This window comes from Variovorax jilinensis, assembly GCF_030316885.1.
GTDB lineage: Bacteria > Pseudomonadota > Gammaproteobacteria > Burkholderiales > Burkholderiaceae_C > Variovorax > Variovorax jilinensis.
Genome location: NZ_JASZYQ010000004.1, coordinates 134,353 through 152,025, shown reverse-complemented (window position 1 = coordinate 152,025; position 17,673 = coordinate 134,353). Strand labels below are relative to the sequence as shown.

The following is a 17,673-nucleotide window of genomic DNA, read 5'->3' as shown; positions in this document are numbered from 1 at the left end:
ATGTTCCGATTCATCCTGACCCGCGCGAGCCTGCTGGTGCCGACCTTCGTCGGCATGACGCTGCTCGCCTTCTTCCTGATCCGGCTGGTGCCCGGCGACCCGATCGAGACCCTGGCCGGCGAGCGCGGCATCGATCCCGTCCGGCATGCGGCACTGCTCAAGGAGTACGGGCTCGACCAGCCGCTGTTCACGCAGTACGGCATCTACATCAGCCGCGTGCTGCATGGTGATCTCGGTAAGTCGGTGATCACGCAGGAGCCGGTGATGAACGAGTTCATGGCGCTGTTTCCGGCCACCGTCGAGCTCGCGCTGTGCGCGATCCTGTTCGCCCTGGTGTTCGGCATCCCGGCCGGCATCATCGCGGCCGTCAAGCGCAACTCGGTGTTCGACCACGGCGTGATGGCGACTTCGCTCACCGGCTACTCGATGCCGATCTTCTGGTGGGGGCTGCTGCTGATCCTGTTCTTCTCGGTCCAGCTGGGCTGGACGCCGGTGTCGGGGCGGATCTCGGTGCACTACTTCATCGAGCCGGTCACGGGCTTCCTGCTGATCGATTCGCTGCTGTCGGACGAGAAGGGCGCCTTCGGCTCGGCCGTGCTGCACCTGATCCTGCCGGCCGTGGTGCTGGGCACCAACACGCTGGCCGTGATCGCGCGCATGACGCGCTCGGCCATGCTCGAGGTGCTGGGCGAGGACTACATCCGCACCGCGCGCGCCAAGGGCCTCGCGCCGCTGCGCGTCATCGGCCTGCATGCGCTGCGCAATGCGCTGATCCCCGTGGTCACGGTGATCGGGCTGCAGGTCGGCGTGCTGTTCACGGGGGCCATCCTGACCGAGACCATCTTCTCGTGGCCCGGCGTCGGCAAGTGGCTGATCGAGGCCATCGGCCGGCGCGACTATCCGGTGCTGCAGGGCGGCATGCTGCTGCTCGGCGTGATCGTGATGACGGTCAACGTGCTGGTCGACGTGGCCTACGGTCTCATCAACCCGAGGATCCGGCGATGAGCGCCGCCGCCGACCTGGCGATCGAGAGGAACGCCGCGCCGCCCGGGCCCTGGCGCGAGTTCTGGGGCGCCTTCTCGGCCAACCGCGGAGCCGTGGCGGGCCTGGCGGTGATCGTGCTGCTGCTCGCGGTGGCGCTGTTCGCACCGTGGATCGCGCCGTATCCGCCGAACCTCACCGACAGCACGGCCTTCCTGCGGCCGCCGGCCTGGGAGCAGGGCGGATCGAGGGCGCATCTGCTCGGCACCGACGCGATCGGCCGCGACATCCTCTCGCGCCTGATCTTCGGCGCCCGGCTGTCGTTGTCGATCGGCGTCGCGGTGGTCGCGATCTCGGCCGCGGTCGGCATCGCGCTGGGCCTGGTGGCGGGCTTCTTCCGCGGCGTGTTCGAGATCGCGATCATGCGGCTCATGGACGTGATCCTGACGCTGCCGAGCCTGCTGCTCGCGATCGTGATCGTCGCCATCCTCGGGCCGGGTCTGACCAATGCGATGCTTGCGGTGGCCATCGTGGTGCTGCCGCACTACGTGCGCATCACGCGCGCCGCGGTCATCTCGGAGGTCTCGCGCGACTACGTGACGGCCGCGCGCGTCAGCGGCGCCGGCACGCTCCGGCTGATGTTCCGCGAGGTGCTGCCCAATTGCGCCGCTCCGCTGATCGTGCAGGCCTCGCTCGGCGTCTCGACCGCCATCCTCGATGCCGCGGCGCTCGGCTTCCTGGGCCTCGGCGCGCAGCCACCATCGCCCGAATGGGGAACCATGCTCGCCGACGCGCGCGAGTTCGTGCTGCGGGCCTGGTGGGTCGTCACCTTCCCGGGCCTCGCGATCCTCGCGGCGGTGCTGGCCTTCAATCTCCTCGGCGACGGGCTGCGCGATGCGCTGGACCCGAAGCTCAAGCGCTGACACGGAGCCATCGGCATGCCGCTTCTCGACATCCGCGACCTCCACGTCGAATTCCCGACCCAGGGCGGCACGCTGCATGCGGTCGATGGCGTCAGCCTTCGGCTCGAGCAGGGCGAGGTGCTGGGCATCGTGGGCGAGTCGGGCTCCGGCAAGAGCGTGACCATGATGGCGCTCATGGGCCTGATCGGCTGGCCCGGCCGCGTGCGCGCGCAGCACCTGCGCTTCGACGGCCACGACCTGCTGGGCATCGGCGACCGCGCGCGGCGCCAGCTGGTCGGCAAGGACGTCGCGATGATCTTCCAGGACCCGACCACCAGCCTGAACCCCTGCTTCACGATCGGCTGGCAGCTCATGGAGACGCTGCGGCTGCATCTGCGCCTCGACAAGCGCGAGGCGAGAAGGCGCGCCACCGAACTGCTGGAGCAGGTAGGCATCCCGGCCGCCTCGACGCGGCTCGATTCCTTCCCGCATCAGCTCTCGGGCGGCATGAACCAGCGCGCGATGATCGCGATGGCGATCGCCTGCAATCCGAAGCTGCTGATTGCAGACGAACCGACCACTGCGCTCGACGTCACGATCCAGGCCCAGATCCTCGATCTGCTGCGCAGCCTGCAGAAGGAGCGCGGCATGGGCCTGGTGCTGATCACGCACAACATGGGCGTGGTGAGCGAGATGGCGCAGCGCGTGGCCGTGATGTATGCGGGCCAGGTGATGGAAGAGCGCGGTGTGGCCGAGCTGTTCGCGGCACCGCAGCATCCCTACACCGCGGCGCTGCTCGCGGCACTGCCCGAGCGCAGCACGGGCGCCGGCCGGCTCGCGACGATCGCGGGCGTGGTGCCAGGCATGCACGACCGGCCCGCCGGCTGCCTGTTCGCGCCCCGCTGCAGCTACGCCACCGCACATTCGCGCGCCGTGCGCCCCGAGCTGCGCGAATGGATGGGCGGCCAGGTGCGCTGCCACTACGCGCTCGGCGATCCGCAGCGCGAGGCGGCACTGGCCGCGGACGGCGCGCGCGTGGTGGAGTTTTCCCGATGAGCGAGCCCGTGGTCGAGGCCCGCGACCTGCAGCGCGTCTACGCGGTGCGCCGCGGCCTGTTCCGCGCCCCGGCGCAGCTGCAGGCGGTGGGCAACATCTCGTTCACGCTCGAGCGCGGCCGCACGCTGGCCGTGGTCGGCGAATCGGGCTGCGGCAAGTCGACGCTCGCGCGCATGGTGGCGCTGATCGAGAAGCCCACTGCGGGCACGCTCACGCTGGTCGGTGCCGACGCGGTGCATCCGCCGCCCTCGCGCCGGCGCGAGCTGCGCCAGGCGGTGCAGCTGGTGTTCCAGAACCCCTACGGCTCGCTCAATCCGCGCAAGAAGATCTCGACCGTGCTCGAGGACCCGCTCGCGATCAACACGGGTCTCGGCAAGGCCGAGCGGGCCGCGAAGGCGCGCGACATGCTCGCGCGCGTCGGCCTGCGGCCCGAGTACGCGAACCGCTATCCGCACATGTTCTCGGGCGGCCAGCGCCAGCGCATCGCGATCGCGCGCGCATTGATGCTCGAGCCGCGCCTGCTGGTGGCCGACGAGCCGGTGTCGGCGCTCGACGTCTCGATCCAGGCCCAGGTGCTGAACCTGCTGGCCGACCTGCAGGCCGAGCTCGGCCTCTCGTACCTGTTCATCTCGCACGATCTCGGCGTGGTGCGCCACATCGCGCACGAGGTGCTCGTGATGTACCTCGGCCACGCAGTCGAGCAGGGGCCCAAGGCGCGCATCTTCGAGCGGCCGCTGCATCCCTACACCCAGGCCCTGCTGGCTTCGACACCGGGTCTCGCGGCCGAGCGCATCGTGCTCAAGGGCGAGCTGCCCTCGCCGCTGGCGCCGCCGTCGGGCTGCGTCTTCAACACCCGCTGCGCCCACGCCACCGACCGCTGCCGCAGCGAGAGGCCGCTGCCGCGCCTGCTCGACGAACGCCGCGTCGCCTGTCATCACGCCGAGAAGTTCCTGTCGCCCGTTGCCCCCACCACCGAAGTTTTTCCGTCCGCGCCCGCGCGGCCTCAACCCTGAAGGAGTCGACCCCATGACCACCACCTCTGCAATCTCGCGCCGCCTTCGCGCGGCCACGCTGCTGGCGCCCGCGGCGCTCGCGCTCGCCTGCGGCGCCGCCTCGGCCAAGACGCTGGTCTATTGCTCCGAAGGCAGCCCCGAGAACTTCTATGCCGCGGTCAACACCACCGGCACCTCCTTCGACGCCACCACGCAGGTCTACAACAACCTGGTCGAGTTCGAGCGCGGCACCACCAAGGTCGTGCCGGGCCTAGCCGAGAGCTGGACCATCTCGCCCGACGGGACCGAATACACCTTCAAGCTGCGCAAGGGTGTGAAGTGGCACAACACGGCCAAGAGCTTCAAGCCGACGCGCGACTTCAACGCCGACGACGTGATCTTCATGATGGAGCGGCAGTGGAAGGAGAACGATCCCTTCTTCAAGGTCACGAGCCCGAACCACTCCTACTTCAACGACATGGGCATGCCCAAGCTGCTGAAGTCCATCGACCGCATCGACGACTACACGGTCAAGTTCGTGCTCAACAAGCCCGAAGCGCCCTTCCTCGCGAACATGGCGATGCCCTACGCGGGCATCCAGTCGAAGGAGTATGCGATCGCGATGCTCAAGGCCGGCACGCCCGAGAAGATCGACCAGGACCCGATCGGCACCGGCCCGTTCTACCTCGTGCAGTATCAGAAGGACGCCATCGTGCGCTTCAAGGCCTTCCCGCAGTACTGGGGCGGCAAGGCCAAGATCGACGACCTGATCTTCGCGATCACGCCCGATGCGTCGGTGCGCTGGGCCAAGCTGCAGAAGGGCGAATGCCACGTGATGCCCTATCCGAACCCGGCCGACCTCGACGCCATCCGCAAGGACCCGAACGTGCAGGTGCTCGAGCAGCCCGGACTCAACGTCGGCTACCTGGCCTACAACACGCAGAAGAAGCCCTTCGACGACGTCCGCGTTCGGAAGGCGCTCAACATGGCGATCAACAAGAAGGCGATCATCGACGGCGTCTACCTCACGACCGGCGTCGCGGCCAAGAACCCGATCCCGCCGACCATGTGGTCCTATAACGACGCGGTCAAGGACGATCCCTACGATCCCGAGGCCGCCAAGAAGCTGCTCGCGCAGGCCGGCTACCCCGACGGCTTCACGACCGACCTGTGGGCCATGCCGGTGCAGCGGCCCTACAACCCCAATGCCAAGCGCATCGCCGAACTGATGCAGGCCGACCTGGCCAAGATCGGCGTCAAGGCCGAGATCAAGACCTTCGAATGGGGCGAGTACCGCAAGCGCATGCAGGCCGGCGAGCACCAGATGGGCATGCTGGGCTGGACCGGCGACAACGGCGACCCCGACAACTTCATGTACACGCTGCTCGGCTGCGCCTCCGCCCAGTCGGCCAGCGGCAGCAACGTGGCGAAGTTCTGCCACCAGCCTTACGAGGAGCTGGTCGTGAAGGCCAAGAACGTGCCCAAGCAGGCCGAGCGCGACGCGCTCTACAAGAAGGCCCAGGTGATCTTCAAGGAGCAGGCGCCGTGGTTCACGATCGCCCATGCGGTGCAGCTCAAGCCGGTGCGCAAGGAAGTGGTCGACTTCAAGCTCAGCCCCTTCGGCCGCCACACCTTCTACGGAGTCGACATCAAGCAATGACGATCGCGATCGTCGCCGCGATGCACGAGGAGCTCAGCGCATTGCTCGCGCAGATGCCCGACGAGCAGCGCGTGCGCGTGGCCGGCCGCGACTTCTGGGTCGGCCACCTGCGCGGGCAGGCGGTGGTGGTCGTGCTCTCGCGCATCGGCAAGGTCGCGGCGGCGCTCACGGCCACGGTGCTGCTCGAGCGCTTCCAGGTGCAGGCGATCGTCTTCACCGGCGTCGCAGGCGGACTCGCGCCGGGCGTGCAGGTGGGCGACGTGGTGGTGGCGACGCGGCTGCTGCAACATGACCTCGATGCCTCGCCCATCTTTCCGAAGTACGAGGTGCCGCTGACCGGCCATGCGCGCTTCGCTGCCGACACCGAGATCAGCGATTCGCTGGCTGCCGTGGCGGTCGGCCTGCTGGCCGATCCGGTCGCCCTGCTGGGACAGAAGGTGGTCGACGACTTCGCACTCGCGACGCCCGCGGTGCACCGCGGACTGCTGATCAGCGGCGACCGGTTCGTCTCGAACGCGGCCGAGAGCGAGACGCTGCGCCGCGCGCTGCCCGATGCGCTGGCAGTGGAAATGGAGGGCGCGGCCGTGGCGCAGGTATGCCACGACTACGGCGTGCCCTTCGCCGCGGTGCGCACCATCTCCGACCGCGCCGACGACGAGGCGCACGGCGACTTCACGCGCTTCGTCGCCGTGGTCGCGAGCCGCTACAGTCTCGCGCTGGTCGACGCCTGGCTGGCGACGCTGACGCCGCCTACTTGAGCCATCCGCGGCGGCGGAAGTACCACATCGGCACCATCGCGCTCGCGATCATCAGCACGACCGCATAGGCGTAGCCGTAGGTCCAGTCGAGCTCCGGCATGATCTTGAAGTTCATGCCGTAGACGCTCGCGATCAGCGTGGGCGGCAGCAGCGCCACGCTCGCGACCGAGAAGATCTTGATGGTCTTGTTCTGGTTGATGTTGATGAAACCGACGGTCGCATCCATCAGGAAGTTGATCTTGTCGAACAGGAAGGCCGTGTGGTTGTCGAGCGATTCGATGTCGCGCAGGATCTGCCGCGCCTCCTCGAACTGCTCGGCATTGAGCATGCGGCTGCGCATCATGAAGCTCACGGCGCGGCGCGTGTCCATCACGTTGCGGCGGATGCGGCCGTTCAGGTCTTCCTGGCGCGCGATCAGGCCGAGCACCTCAGCGGCCAGCTCGTCGCTGACGTTGCCCGACAGCACCTTCTTGCCGGCGATCTCGAGCTCGTCGTAGATGTTCTCGAGCGTGTCGGCCGAGTACTCGGCGTCGGCGTCGAACAGCTTGAGCAGCACGTCCTTGGCGTCCTCGGTCAGCCCCGGTGCGCGGCGCGCGCGCATGCGCACCAGCCGGAACACCGGCACGTCCTCGTCGTGGATCGAGAACAGCACGCCGCGGCTGCGGAGTTCCTCGTTGTGCTGGTTCAGGATGAAGGCCACCCGCACCGAGCGCGGGTCTTCGTCGTCGGCGATCAGGAAGTCGCTGCGCACATGCAGTTCGCCGTTGTCTTCCTCGTAGAAGCGCGCCGATTCCTCGATGTCCTCGTCCATCGCGTCTTCGGGAATGGACAGGCCGTAGTACTGCTTGATCCAGCGCTTCTCCTCGATCGTGGGCGATTCGAGGTCGACCCAGATCGGCTTGAACTTGGACAGCTCCTCGAGCGCCTCGATCTCTTCCTGGACGAGGCGTCCGTTGGCAAGCGTGAAGATGTTGAGCATGGCTCACTTCCTTGAAATGTCTGGCGGTGCGGGCGAGGGGTGGGGCGCTTTCAGCTTCCTCGCCGACGGGGCGTCAGAGGGGAAGTGAAAGCTGCCGAGACGGATCGATTTCCATGTGCGAGTCTCCGGTTGCAGCGAGGCGCGATTATGTCATCTGGCCCTCGCGCGCCCGGGCCACGGACTGGACGGACATCCAGTACAGTTGCGCCGATGCAGCGCGCAGCGACCCCCCATTCCTCCAGCGCCACGAGCCAGTCCGAGCGGCTGGCCGAGGCGCTCGCGCAGCTCAACGAGGATCAGCGCGCGGCGGTGCTGCATGGCGTCGACGCAGCGCTCGACGCGGCCGCGCAGGATACGCGCCCGCTGCTCGTGATCGCGGGCGCCGGCTCGGGCAAGACCAGCACGCTGGCGCACCGCGTCGCGCACCTGATTGCGGGTGGCGCCGATCCGCAGCGCATCCTGCTGCTGACCTTCTCGCGCCGCGCCGCGCAGGAAATGGAGCGCCGCGCCGGCCAGGTGCTGGTGCGCGTGCTCGGCCTGGCTTCGCAGGCAGGCCCCGCGCTGCCCTGGGCCGGCACCTTCCACGGCGTGGGCGCACGGCTCCTGCGCGAATATGCGCCACAGATCGGCCTGGCCCCCAACTTCACGATCCACGATCGCGGCGACGCCGAAGACCTGCTCGGCCTGGTGCGCCACGAACTCGGCTTCTCGTCGACCGAGCGCCGCTTCCCGCAGAAGGGCACCTGCCTCTCGATCTATTCGCGCACGGTCAACACCTGCGCGCCGCTTGCCCAGGTGCTCAAGGAAGCCTTCCCGTGGTGCGCCGAATGGGAGGCCGAGCTCAAGCGGCTGTTCGGCGCGTACGTCGAGGCCAAGCAGCAGCAGCAGGTGCTCGACTACGACGACCTGCTGCTCTACTGGGCGGAGATGGTGGCCGAGCCGGCCCTCGCGGCCCAGGTCGGCCAGCGCTTCGACCACGTGCTGGTCGACGAATACCAGGACACCAACCTGCTGCAGGCAGCCATCCTGCGCGCGCTCAAGCCCGACGGCCGCGGCCTCACGGTGGTGGGCGACGACGCCCAGTCGATCTATTCGTTCCGCGGCGCCACGGTGCGCAACATCCTCGACTTCCCGTCCCAGTTCGGTCAGCCCGCGCGCATCGTCACGCTCGAGCGCAACTACCGCTCGACCCAGCCGATCCTCGATGTCTCCAACGCGGTGATCGCGGCCGCGGCCGAGCGCCATGCCAAGACGCTCTGGACCGACAAGCCCTCGGCCGGCCGGCCGCAGCTGGTGCTGGTGCCTGACGACGCGGGCCAGGCGCGCTGGGTCTGCGACCGCATCCTCGCGCACCGCGAAGGCGGCCTCGCGCTCAAGTCGCAGGCGGTGCTGTTCCGCACCTCGAGCCACAGCGCGGCGCTCGAGCTGGAACTCGCGCGCCGCAACATCCCTTTCGTCAAGTACGGCGGCCTCAAGTTCCTCGAGGCCTCGCATGTCAAGGATCTGCTCGCCGTGCTGCGCTTCGCGCAGAATCCGCGCGGCCGCATGGCGGGCTTTCGCGTCACGCAGATGATCCCGGGGATCGGCCCGGTCACGTCGGCACGGCTGCTCGATGCCATGGCTGAGGCGGCCGATCCCGGCGCCGCACTGCAGGCCTTCGTGCCGCCTGCCGCTGCGCAGGTCGAGTGGGCTCGCTTCGCCCGCATCTATGCGGCGCTGCGTGAACCGGCGCTGGCCTGGCCGGCCGACATGGATCTTGCGCTCGAGTGGTATCTGCCGCACCTCGAGCGGCTGCACGACGACGCCGGCCTTCGTCGCGGCGACGTCGAGCAGCTCGCCCGGCTGGCGGCGGGCTACGGCTCGCGCGAACGCTTCCTGACCGAGCTCACGCTCGATCCGCCCGAGGCCACGAGCGACCGCCCCGGCCCGCCGCTGCTCGACGAGGACTACCTGATCCTCTCGACCATCCATTCGGCCAAGGGCCAGGAATGGACCTCGGTGCACGTGCTCAACGTGGTCGACGGCTGCATCCCGGCCGACGTCGCCCAGGGCGCGCACGAACTCGAGGAAGAAAGACGCCTGCTCTACGTCGCGATGACCCGCGCGCGCGACTACCTGCACCTGCTGGTGCCGCAGCGCTTCTATGTCACGCAGCAGGCGGTGCGCGGCGACCGCCACCTGTATGCGGGCCGCACGCGCTTCATCCCGGCCGTCGACGCCGAGCGCTTCGAGCGCCAGACCTGGCCGCCGGCACCCGAGCGCGCTCCGCACGTCCCGCCGCCGGCCGCGACCATCGACCTGCTGAGCCGCATGCGCGCGGCCTGGCGCTGAGCCGTCTCTATCCCTTTGGACCCGCGGGGTCGCCGGCCCCGAGATCGGCACCTGGGTTTTCGCCCAGTTGATGCGTCACGCCGCGCCCCCTGGGTGATCCGAGCTATCAATTCGATAGCGTGTGAAAAACCGCACTTGAGCGGGCGCAATGCCCTGGCAGCGAGGGATTGCAATTCGATGACAGCATGGGCATAGTGACCCGAGAACCCGCCTTCCCTGCCTCCTCCTTCCCTCCCGTTCCCCTTCTTTCTCCTTCCCTTCTTCTCCCTTCGTTCCTCGCATCCCTTCCCGTTTCCCCGGCTGCCTTCCTCCGCAAGAGGGGGCGGCTATTTCCCCAACCGTCAATTCCAGGAGGTCATTCATGAATTTGACGATCAGCGGTCATCACCTCGACGTCACCCCTGCCTTGCGCAACTACGTTACGAGCAAGCTGGACCGGATCACCCGCCATTTCGACCAGGTGGTCGATGTCAAGGTGATCCTCACGGTGGAAAAGCAGAAGGAGAAGGAACGCCGGCAACGCGCCGAGTGCAACATCCACGTCAAGGGCAGCGACATGTTCGCCGAATCGAGCCACGCTGATCTGTATGCCGCCGTCGACGATCTGGTCGACAAGCTCGACCGTCAGGTCGTGCGCCACAAGGATCGCCTCCAGGACCACCATCACACAGCGCCCAAGCGTGTGATGTAGTTCCGCCTCCGGGCAAATCCTCTTGCGGGCCGCCTCCGGGCGGCTCTTTGCTTTTTGTGGGGTCGGTGCATAATCGCCCCCGCCCCAACATGAACCGCCTCGCGTCCATCCTGCCGCCCGCTCAAGTCCTCGTGAGCGTCGATGCCACCAGCAAGAAGCGTGCTTTCGAAGAAGCCGGGCTGCTGTTCGAGAACCTGCACGGTCTCGGACGTGCCCTGATCACCGACAGCCTGTTCGCGCGCGAGCGCCTCGGTTCCACCGGCCTGGGCCATGGCGTGGCCATCCCCCACGGCCGGATCAAGGGCCTCAAGGCACCCATGGCGGCCGTCTTCCAGCTGGCCAACGCGATCGGCTTCGACGCCCCGGACGAACAGCCCGTGGTGCTGCTGATCTTCCTGCTGGTGCCGGAAGCCGCGACCCAGAAGCACCTGGAGATCCTGTCCGAGATCGCCGAACTGCTCAGCGACGCCAACCTGCGCGAGCAGATCAAATCGAGTTCGGATGCCGCCGCCCTGCATGCCCTGATCGCGGGATGGCAGTCGGCCCAGGTCGCTTGATCTCCCTCGGCGCCCGGCGGTTTCGGAGATGAAGCCGACCGTCATCAGCGCCGACGCGATGTTCGAGGAGTTCCGTGGGTCGCTCCGCTGGGAGTGGCTCGCAGGGCTCGGCGCCTCGGAGCGCCAGTTCGACCCCGACGTCATCAGCCGCGCCCAGTCGGCCGCCGACCTGGTCGGCTACCTCAACTACATCCACCCCTATCGCGTGCAGATCCTCGGCGCCCGCGAGGTCGCCTACCTGACGCGCGGCACGCCCGAGGACTGTGCCCGGCGCATCGCGCGCATCGTCACCCTCGAGCCGCCGATGCTGGTGCTGGCCGACGGCCAGGCAGCGCCCGACGAGCTGCTGTCGATCTGCGAGCGCGCACAGCTGCCGCTGTTCGCGACGCGCGAGTCGTCGGCCTTCGTCATCGATCTGCTGCGTGCCTACCTGTCGAAGCATTTCGCCGAGCGCACGTCGATGCATGGCGTCTTCATGGACATCCTGGGCCTGGGCGTGATGATCACGGGCGAATCGGGCCTGGGCAAGAGCGAGCTCGGGCTCGAGCTGATCTCGCGCGGCAACGGCCTGGTGGCCGACGATGCAGTCGACCTCTACCGCATCAACCAGAACACGCTCGAGGGCCGCTGCCCCGAGCTGCTGCAGAACCTGCTGGAAGTGCGCGGCATCGGCCTGCTCGACATCCGCGCGATCTTCGGCGAGACGGCGGTGCGGCGGAAGATGCGGCTCAAGCTCATCGTCCACCTGGTGCGGCGCGACAGCTTCGAGCGCGACTACGAGCGCATGCCCTCGGCGCCGCTCACGCAGGACGTGCTCGGCATTCCGGTGCGCAAGGTGATCATCCAGGTGGTGGCCGGCCGCAACATCGCGGTGCTGGTCGAGGCCGCGGTGCGCAACTCGATCCTGCAGCTGCGCGGCATCGACACCTATGCGGATTTCGTCGCCCGCCACCACAAGGCGATGGAGAGCTCGCGGGAGGATTGAATCTCCCCCGGGGTGCCTATCTCTTGCTGGCGCACTCGGCGCACAGGCCGTAGAGCGACATGGCGTGGTCCTGAAGAATCCAGCCCTTGTCCTTGGCGATCATCTGCTGGCGGCGTTCGATCTCGGCGTCGTAGAACTCCTCGACCTTGCCGCACGAAGTGCAGACCAGGTGGTCGTGGTGCTTGCCTTCGTTGAGTTCGTAGACCGCCTTGCCGCTCTCGAAGTGGCTGCGTTCCAGGATGCCGGCCTGCTCGAACTGGGTCAGGACCCGGTAGACCGTGGCCAGGCCGATGTCGGAGTGGTCGTTCAGCAGGACGCGGAAGACGTCTTCGGCCGTCATGTGGCGCTGGCTGCCGTTCTGGAAGATCTCGAGGATCTTCAGGCGCGGCAGGGTGGCCTTGAGGCCGGTGTTCTTGAGTTCGTCGATTTTGCCCATGGTGCTCTTCCTGCGCCAGCCTGGCGGGAGGGGCCCGCCGGGGGCCAGCCGCTACAATGATTCGATCATATCGCCCATCCTTTCCCCCATGCCTGCCTATCCACAACGCCGCTCCTGGCCGTTCGCCGGCGTTGCCATCGCCGCGAGCCTGTGCCTGGGCGCCTGCAGCAGCGTCGGTGACAGCGCGCGCGGCGCCCTGAGCACCGTCACGCCCTACAAGGTCGAGGTGGTGCAGGGCAATTTCGTGTCCAAGGAGCAGGTCGAGCAGCTCAAGCCGGGCATGACGCGCCAGCAGGCGCGCGAGATCCTCGGCACCTCGCTCCTGACCGACGTCTTCCACAAGGACCGCTGGGACTACGTCTTCACGATCCGGCGCCAGGGCGTCGAGGCCCAGCAGCGCCGCCTGACCCTGTACTTCAACGGCGAGACGCTCGAGCGCTTCGACGGCGACCCGATGCCGAGCGAGGAGGAGTTCGTCGCCCAACTCGACGGCCGCAAGCGCCGCGGCTCCGTGCCGGTGCTCGAAGCCAGCGACGCCCAGCTCATGAAGTTCGATCCGCCCAAGGCGAAGTCGGGCGATTCCGCCCCGACGCCCGCGCCGGCGCCGGCGCCCCTGCCGGCGGCCTATCCGCCGCTCGAGACAGCGCGCTGAGCGCCCACGGGTCGCGCCGCGCGGCCCGCCCGCATCCCCGTATTCCGCCATCCGAGAGGCCGACCGCGTGACCGACTCCACCGCTTCCACTTCCGCGCTGCGGCGCGTCGCGATCGCCGGCGCTTCCGGGCGCATGGGTCACATGCTGATCGAGGCCGTGCGCAGCGCGCCCGATCTGCAGCTGGCCGGCGCCCTCGACGTCCCGGGCAGCCCGGCGCTCGGCGACGACGCCACCGGCTTCCTGGGCGCCGCGAGCGGCGTGCCGATCGTGTCCGACCTGCGCACCGGCCTGGCCGATGCCCAGGTGCTGATCGACTTCACGCGGCCCGAAGGCACGCTCGCGCATCTCGCCGCCTGCCGCGAGCTCGGCGTCCAGCTGGTGATCGGCACCACCGGCTTCAGCGACGCGCAGAAGGCCGAGATCGCCGCCGCCGCGAAGGACATCGCGATCGTCATGGCGCCCAACATGAGCGTCGGCGTCAACGTCACGCTCAAGCTGCTCGAGATGGCGGCCAAGGCGCTGGCGACCGGCTACGACATCGAGATCATCGAGGCCCACCATCGTCACAAGGTCGATGCACCCTCGGGCACGGCACTCAAGATGGGCGAGGTGATCGCCGACGCGCTGGGCCGCAACCTCGATGACTGCGCGGTCTACGGCCGGGAAGGCGTGACGGGCGAGCGCGACCCCTCCACCATCGGCTTCGCCACCATTCGCGGCGGCGACATCGTGGGCGACCACACGGTGCTGTTCGCGGGCACCGGCGAGCGCATCGAGATCACGCACAAGTCGTCCAGCCGCGTGACCTACGCGCAGGGCAGCCTGCGCGCCGCGCGCTTCCTGGCCGAGCGCCGGAGCGGCCTGTTCGACATGTTCGACGTGCTCGGCCTGCGGTGAGCGTCCTCGAGCTGCTGCGCCACGGCGACGGCGTCAGCCGCTCGGTGGCGGCGTTGCTGCTCGCGATGTCGGTGGCCAGCTGGGTTGTCATCCTCTGGAAGGCCTGGCTGCTGCGCGGCGGCACGCGCGACGTGCTGCGCAGCATCGCGGCCTTCTGGCAGGCCACCTCGCTGGCCGACGCCGAGACCCGGCTGCAGCCCCTCGATCGCGCCGCGCTGGTGGCACCGGCGGTGCGCGCGCTCCGGCAGCTCGGCGAACCTGCGGCCGACGGCAGCCTGGGTGCACGGGTCGAGCGCAGCCAGCGCGCCACGCGCCTGTTGCGCGATGCGCTGCATGCGGCGTTGCGGCGCCTGCAGGCCGGGCAGATCCTGCTCGCGACCGTGGGCGCCACGGCGCCCTTCGTCGGCCTGCTCGGCACGGTCTGGGGCATCTACGGTGCGCTCGTCGGCATCGCGGCCGAGACCGGCGGTTTCACGATCGACAAGGTCGCGGGCCCGGTCGGCGAGGCGCTCATCATGACCGCCTTCGGTCTCGCGGTCGCGATCCCCGCAGTGCTGGCCTACAACGTCTTCGGCCGCGTCGTGGGCCGCATCGAGGCCGAGCTCGAGGGCTTCGCGCACGATCTCCTCGGCATGTTCGGCGAGCCTGACTCGCGCGCCGAGCCGGCGTCGCCGGTCCGCGCCGGGCCCATCGCCTAGCCGCCCCGGAGGCAGTCCCGCATGGCCTTCGGACGCACCTCGCTCGGCGGCAGCACCCCAGGGGGCGGGCGGTCGACCGGGTCCGGCGGCCAGCGCCCGCTGTCCGACATCAACGTCACGCCGCTGGTCGACGTGATGCTCGTGCTGCTCGTGATCTTCATCATCACGGCGCCGCTGATGGCCAGCTCGATCCGGCTCGACCTTCCGCGCACCGATGCCGGCCAGCCCAACGACACGCCGAGGTTCGTCACGCTGGCGGTCGATGCTGCAGGCAAGGTGTTCCTGGACGACCGGCCGGTGACCGCGGACGAACTGGCGGCAGGCCTCGCGAAGGCCGCCGCCGCAAGCCGCGACACCGAAGTCCAGCTGCGTGCCGACCAGACCGTGCCCTACGGCCGCGTGGTCGAGCTCATGGGCATCGCGCACAAGGCCGGGCTGAACCGCATCGGCTTCGTCACCGAGGCGCCGTCGCCACTCAAGCAGTAGCTCTGGATCAGTCCGGCCGGCGCAGCCAGGCCCCTTCGCGAAACACCGCGGAACCGGCTTTGCCGGGCCGCCGGTGTTGCCCCCGGTCGGGGGTGGGCGGCTACACGAAGTGAGCCAACCTGGGGGCGAGCTAAAGAACCACCGGCTTGGTCTTCCAGATCTCGTGCGCGTACTGCGCGATGGTGCGGTCCGACGAGAACTCGCCCATGGCCGCGACGTTGAGGATCGCCATGCGGGTCCAGGCGTCGGCGTCGCGGTAGAGCGCATCGACCTTGGCCTGTGCCTCGACGTAGCTCGCGTAGTCGGCCAGCAGCAGGTAGTGGTCGCCCCAGCTCACGAGGGCATCGAAGATCTGCTGGTAGCGGCCCGGCTCGGCCGGCGAGAACAGGCCGTCGCGGATGCTGTCGAGCGTGCGCTTCAACTCCGGATCGGCATCGTAGAACTGGCGCGGCTGGTAGCCGCTGGCGCGGATGTCCGCCACCTGCGGCGTGGTGTTGCCGAAGATGAAGATGTTCTCGGGCCCGACCGCCTCGCGCATCTCGACGTTGGCGCCGTCGAGCGTGCCGATGGTCAGCGCACCGTTGAGCGCGAACTTCATGTTGCCGGTGCCCGAGGCCTCGGTGCCGGCGGTGGAGATCTGTTCCGACAGGTCGGCCGCCGGCATGATGATCTCGGCCAGGCTCACGCTGTAGTTCGGCAGGAACACCACCTTGAGCAGCTTGCCGACGCGCTCGTCGGCGTTGATCACCTGCGCCACGTCGTTGATCAGGCGGATCACGAGCTTGGCCATCTGGTAGGCCGAGGCCGCCTTGCCCGCGAACACGATCACGCGCGGCACGTGGCCGGCATCGGGCGCCTCGAGGATGCGGTGGTAGCGCGTCACCACGTGCAGCACATTCAGCAGCTGGCGCTTGTATTCGTGCATGCGCTTGACCTGGACGTCGAACAGGGCGTCGGTGTCGATGTCGATGCGCATGTGCTCGTCGATCCAGTTCGCGAGGCGCAGCTTGTTCTCGCGCTTGGCATGGCGGAAGGCGCGCACGAACGCGGGCTGCTGCACCATCGGCTTGAGCACCTGCAGCTGCGTCAGATCGCGCCGCCAGCCGCGGCCGATGCGGGTGTCGAGCAGCGCGGCCAGCGGCGGATTGGCCTGGGCCAGCCAGCGGCGTGGCGTGACGCCGTTGGTCTTGTTGTTGAAGCGTTCGGGAAAGAGCTTGTTGAAGTCCGCGAAGATCGACTGCTTCATGAGCTCGGAGTGCAGCCCCGAGACGCCGTTGACCGAATGGCTCGCGAGCACCGCCACCGAGGCCATGCGCACGCGCCGCTCGCCGGTCTCGTCGATCAGCGACAGGCGCCGCAGCAGTTCGACGTCGTGCGTCGGGTCGGTCACGCTGGCCAGGAAGCGCGCATTCATGTCGAACAGGATCTGCAGGTGGCGCGGCAGGATGCGGCCGAACATCTCGACCGGCCAGGTCTCGAGCGCCTCGTGCATCAGCGTGTGGTTGGTGTAGCTGAAGACCTTCTGGGTGTGGGCCCAGGCGGTGTCCCACGGCAGGCCGTGGTCGTCGATCAGGAGGCGCATCAGCTCGGGCACCGCGAGCACGGGATGGGTGTCGTTGAGATGGATGCTGACCTGCTCGGGCAGCTCGTCGAAGCTCGTGTGGTTGCGCAGGTAGCGGCGCAGCAGATCCTGCACGCTGGCGCTCACGAAGAAGTATTCCTGGTGCAGCCGCAGCTCGCGGCCCGAGGGCGTGGAGTCGTCCGGGTAGAGCACGCGCGAGACGTTCTCCGAGTGGTTCTTGCTCTCGACCGCTTCCATGTAGTTGCCGCGGTTGAAGGCCGAGAGGTCGATCTCCGCGGTGGCCTTGGCCGACCACAGCCGCAGGGTGTTGGTGGCCTGGGTGCCGTAGCCCGGGATGATGGTGTCGTAGGCCATCGCGAGCACGTCGTGGGTATCGACCCAGTTGGCCGCGCCGTAGGGAGCGTTCTGGCCTTCGCGGCGCTGCACGTGGCCGCCGAAGCGCACGCGGAAGGTGACCTCGGGGCGCTGGAATTCCCACGGGTTGCCGCGGGTGAGCCAGTAGTCGGGCGTCTCGATCTGCTGGCCGTCGACGATGCGCTGGCGGAACATGCCGTATTCGTAGCGGATGCCGTAGCCCATGCCCGGTACGCCGAGCGTGGCCATCGAGTCGAGGAAGCAGGCCGCCAGCCGGCCCAGGCCGCCGTTGCCGAGCGCGGCGTCGGGCTCGCGCTCGGCAAGGGCCTGGATGTCGACGCCGAAATCGGCCAGCGCCTGCTTGACGGTGCCCTGCAGCTCGAGCGCCAGCAGCGCGTTGGTGAAGGTGCGCCCGATCAGGAATTCCATCGAGAGGTAGTAGACGCGCTTGAGCTTCTGCGAATAGGTCGCGCGCGTGGTGCCCATCCAGCGCTCGACCAGCTGGTCGCGCACTGCCAGGGCCGTGGCGTGCAGCCAGTCGTCGGGGCTGGCCGCGACCGGGTCCTTGCCGACCGCGTAGATCAGCTTGTTGGCGACCGCGCGCTTGAAGGCCGCGACGTCACGGTCCGGGTGGTCGTACTTGAAGTCTTCGAGGTGGGGGGTCATGGTGATGGG

At 68.4% G+C, this 17,673-nt stretch carries 17 protein-coding genes; 14 read left to right on the top strand and 3 right to left on the bottom strand.

Annotation, left to right across the window (positions count from 1 at the left end; translation table 11 throughout):
• From QTH87_RS16445 to QTH87_RS16420, 6 genes are read left to right on the top strand one after another with little or no spacing between them, the layout of a single operon-like run.
• Window positions 1-1,005 carry an ABC transporter permease subunit gene (locus QTH87_RS16445; protein ID WP_286610641.1) on the top strand — a complete coding sequence of 335 codons (1,005 nt, stop codon included), beginning with the start codon at window positions 1-3 and terminating at the stop codon, window positions 1,003-1,005.
• Window positions 1,002-1,904, top strand: a complete 903-nt coding sequence (locus QTH87_RS16440) for an ABC transporter permease subunit (RefSeq protein ID WP_286610639.1) — start codon at window positions 1,002-1,004, stop codon at window positions 1,902-1,904. The genes QTH87_RS16445 and QTH87_RS16440 overlap by 4 nt, the downstream gene beginning before the upstream one ends.
• Before the next feature lie 15 nt (window positions 1,905-1,919).
• A complete protein-coding gene (locus QTH87_RS16435; protein ID WP_286610638.1) occupies window positions 1,920-2,939 on the top strand; it encodes an ABC transporter ATP-binding protein in 1,020 nt (339 codons plus the stop codon).
• Window positions 2,936-3,952: a dipeptide ABC transporter ATP-binding protein gene (locus tag QTH87_RS16430; protein WP_286610637.1), complete on the top strand. Its 1,017-nt coding sequence runs from the start codon at window positions 2,936-2,938 to the stop codon at window positions 3,950-3,952. Before QTH87_RS16435 ends, QTH87_RS16430 begins: the two co-directional genes overlap by 4 nt.
• Window positions 3,953-3,965: 13 nt before the next feature.
• Window positions 3,966-5,591: an ABC transporter substrate-binding protein gene (locus QTH87_RS16425; protein ID WP_286610636.1), complete on the top strand. Its 1,626-nt coding sequence runs from the start codon at window positions 3,966-3,968 to the stop codon at window positions 5,589-5,591.
• Entirely contained in the window at window positions 5,588-6,349 is a 762-nt protein-coding gene (locus QTH87_RS16420; protein WP_286610635.1) for a 5'-methylthioadenosine/adenosylhomocysteine nucleosidase, read from the top strand. Before QTH87_RS16425 ends, QTH87_RS16420 begins: the two co-directional genes overlap by 4 nt.
• Here the strand turns inward: QTH87_RS16420 and corA are convergent.
• Window positions 6,342-7,328 (bottom strand): magnesium/cobalt transporter CorA, encoded by a 987-nt coding sequence (corA, locus tag QTH87_RS16415; RefSeq protein WP_286610633.1) that lies wholly within the window; start codon window positions 7,326-7,328, stop codon window positions 6,342-6,344. The genes QTH87_RS16420 and corA overlap by 8 nt on opposite strands.
• 210 nt (window positions 7,329-7,538) lie before the next feature.
• Here corA and QTH87_RS16410 point away from each other — a divergent pair, with 210 nt between their 5' ends.
• The 4 genes from QTH87_RS16410 (at window position 7,539) to hprK (ending at window position 11,892) form a co-directional block, all read left to right on the top strand.
• Entirely contained in the window at window positions 7,539-9,659 is a 2,121-nt protein-coding gene (locus QTH87_RS16410; protein ID WP_286610631.1) for an ATP-dependent helicase, read from the top strand.
• 361 nt (window positions 9,660-10,020) lie between these two features.
• Window positions 10,021-10,350 carry a ribosome hibernation-promoting factor, HPF/YfiA family gene (gene hpf, locus QTH87_RS16405; RefSeq protein WP_286610629.1) on the top strand — a complete coding sequence of 110 codons (330 nt, stop codon included), beginning with the start codon at window positions 10,021-10,023 and terminating at the stop codon, window positions 10,348-10,350.
• An 89-nt stretch (window positions 10,351-10,439) separates the two neighbouring features.
• Window positions 10,440-10,907 carry a PTS sugar transporter subunit IIA gene (locus tag QTH87_RS16400; protein WP_286610627.1) on the top strand — a complete coding sequence of 156 codons (468 nt, stop codon included), beginning with the start codon at window positions 10,440-10,442 and terminating at the stop codon, window positions 10,905-10,907.
• A 28-nt stretch (window positions 10,908-10,935) separates the two neighbouring features.
• The gene (hprK, locus tag QTH87_RS16395) at window positions 10,936-11,892 is read left to right on the top strand and encodes an HPr(Ser) kinase/phosphatase (RefSeq protein WP_286610625.1); all 957 of its coding nucleotides are present in this window, start codon (window positions 10,936-10,938) and stop codon (window positions 11,890-11,892) included.
• Between the two features lie 16 nt (window positions 11,893-11,908).
• On the opposite strand, the gene fur is transcribed toward hprK, so the two are convergent.
• A complete protein-coding gene (gene fur, locus QTH87_RS16390) occupies window positions 11,909-12,328 on the bottom strand; it encodes a ferric iron uptake transcriptional regulator (RefSeq protein ID WP_286610623.1) in 420 nt (139 codons plus the stop codon).
• A gap of 88 nt (window positions 12,329-12,416) precedes the next feature.
• Between fur and QTH87_RS16385 the strand changes: the two genes are divergently transcribed.
• The 4 genes from QTH87_RS16385 to QTH87_RS16370 all read left to right on the top strand — a co-directional run bounded on the left by QTH87_RS16385 (window position 12,417) and on the right by QTH87_RS16370 (window position 15,062).
• Window positions 12,417-12,980 carry an outer membrane protein assembly factor BamE gene (locus QTH87_RS16385; protein ID WP_286610622.1) on the top strand — a complete coding sequence of 188 codons (564 nt, stop codon included), beginning with the start codon at window positions 12,417-12,419 and terminating at the stop codon, window positions 12,978-12,980.
• Between the two features lie 97 nt (window positions 12,981-13,077).
• A complete protein-coding gene (gene dapB / locus QTH87_RS16380) occupies window positions 13,078-13,878 on the top strand; it encodes a 4-hydroxy-tetrahydrodipicolinate reductase (protein ID WP_444812809.1) in 801 nt (266 codons plus the stop codon).
• Complete coding sequence (locus QTH87_RS16375; protein ID WP_286610620.1) at window positions 13,875-14,576, top strand: MotA/TolQ/ExbB proton channel family protein; 702 nt, start codon at window positions 13,875-13,877, stop codon at window positions 14,574-14,576. The genes dapB and QTH87_RS16375 overlap by 4 nt, the downstream gene beginning before the upstream one ends.
• A 21-nt stretch (window positions 14,577-14,597) precedes the next feature.
• Window positions 14,598-15,062, top strand: coding sequence for an ExbD/TolR family protein (locus QTH87_RS16370; RefSeq protein ID WP_286610619.1), 465 nt, complete (start codon window positions 14,598-14,600; stop codon window positions 15,060-15,062).
• A 130-nt stretch (window positions 15,063-15,192) separates the two neighbouring features.
• Here the strand turns inward: QTH87_RS16370 and QTH87_RS16365 are convergent, their stop codons facing one another.
• Window positions 15,193-17,664: a glycogen/starch/alpha-glucan phosphorylase gene (locus QTH87_RS16365; RefSeq protein ID WP_286610618.1), complete on the bottom strand. Its 2,472-nt coding sequence runs from the start codon at window positions 17,662-17,664 to the stop codon at window positions 15,193-15,195.
• Window positions 17,665-17,673 lie beyond the last annotated feature (9 nt).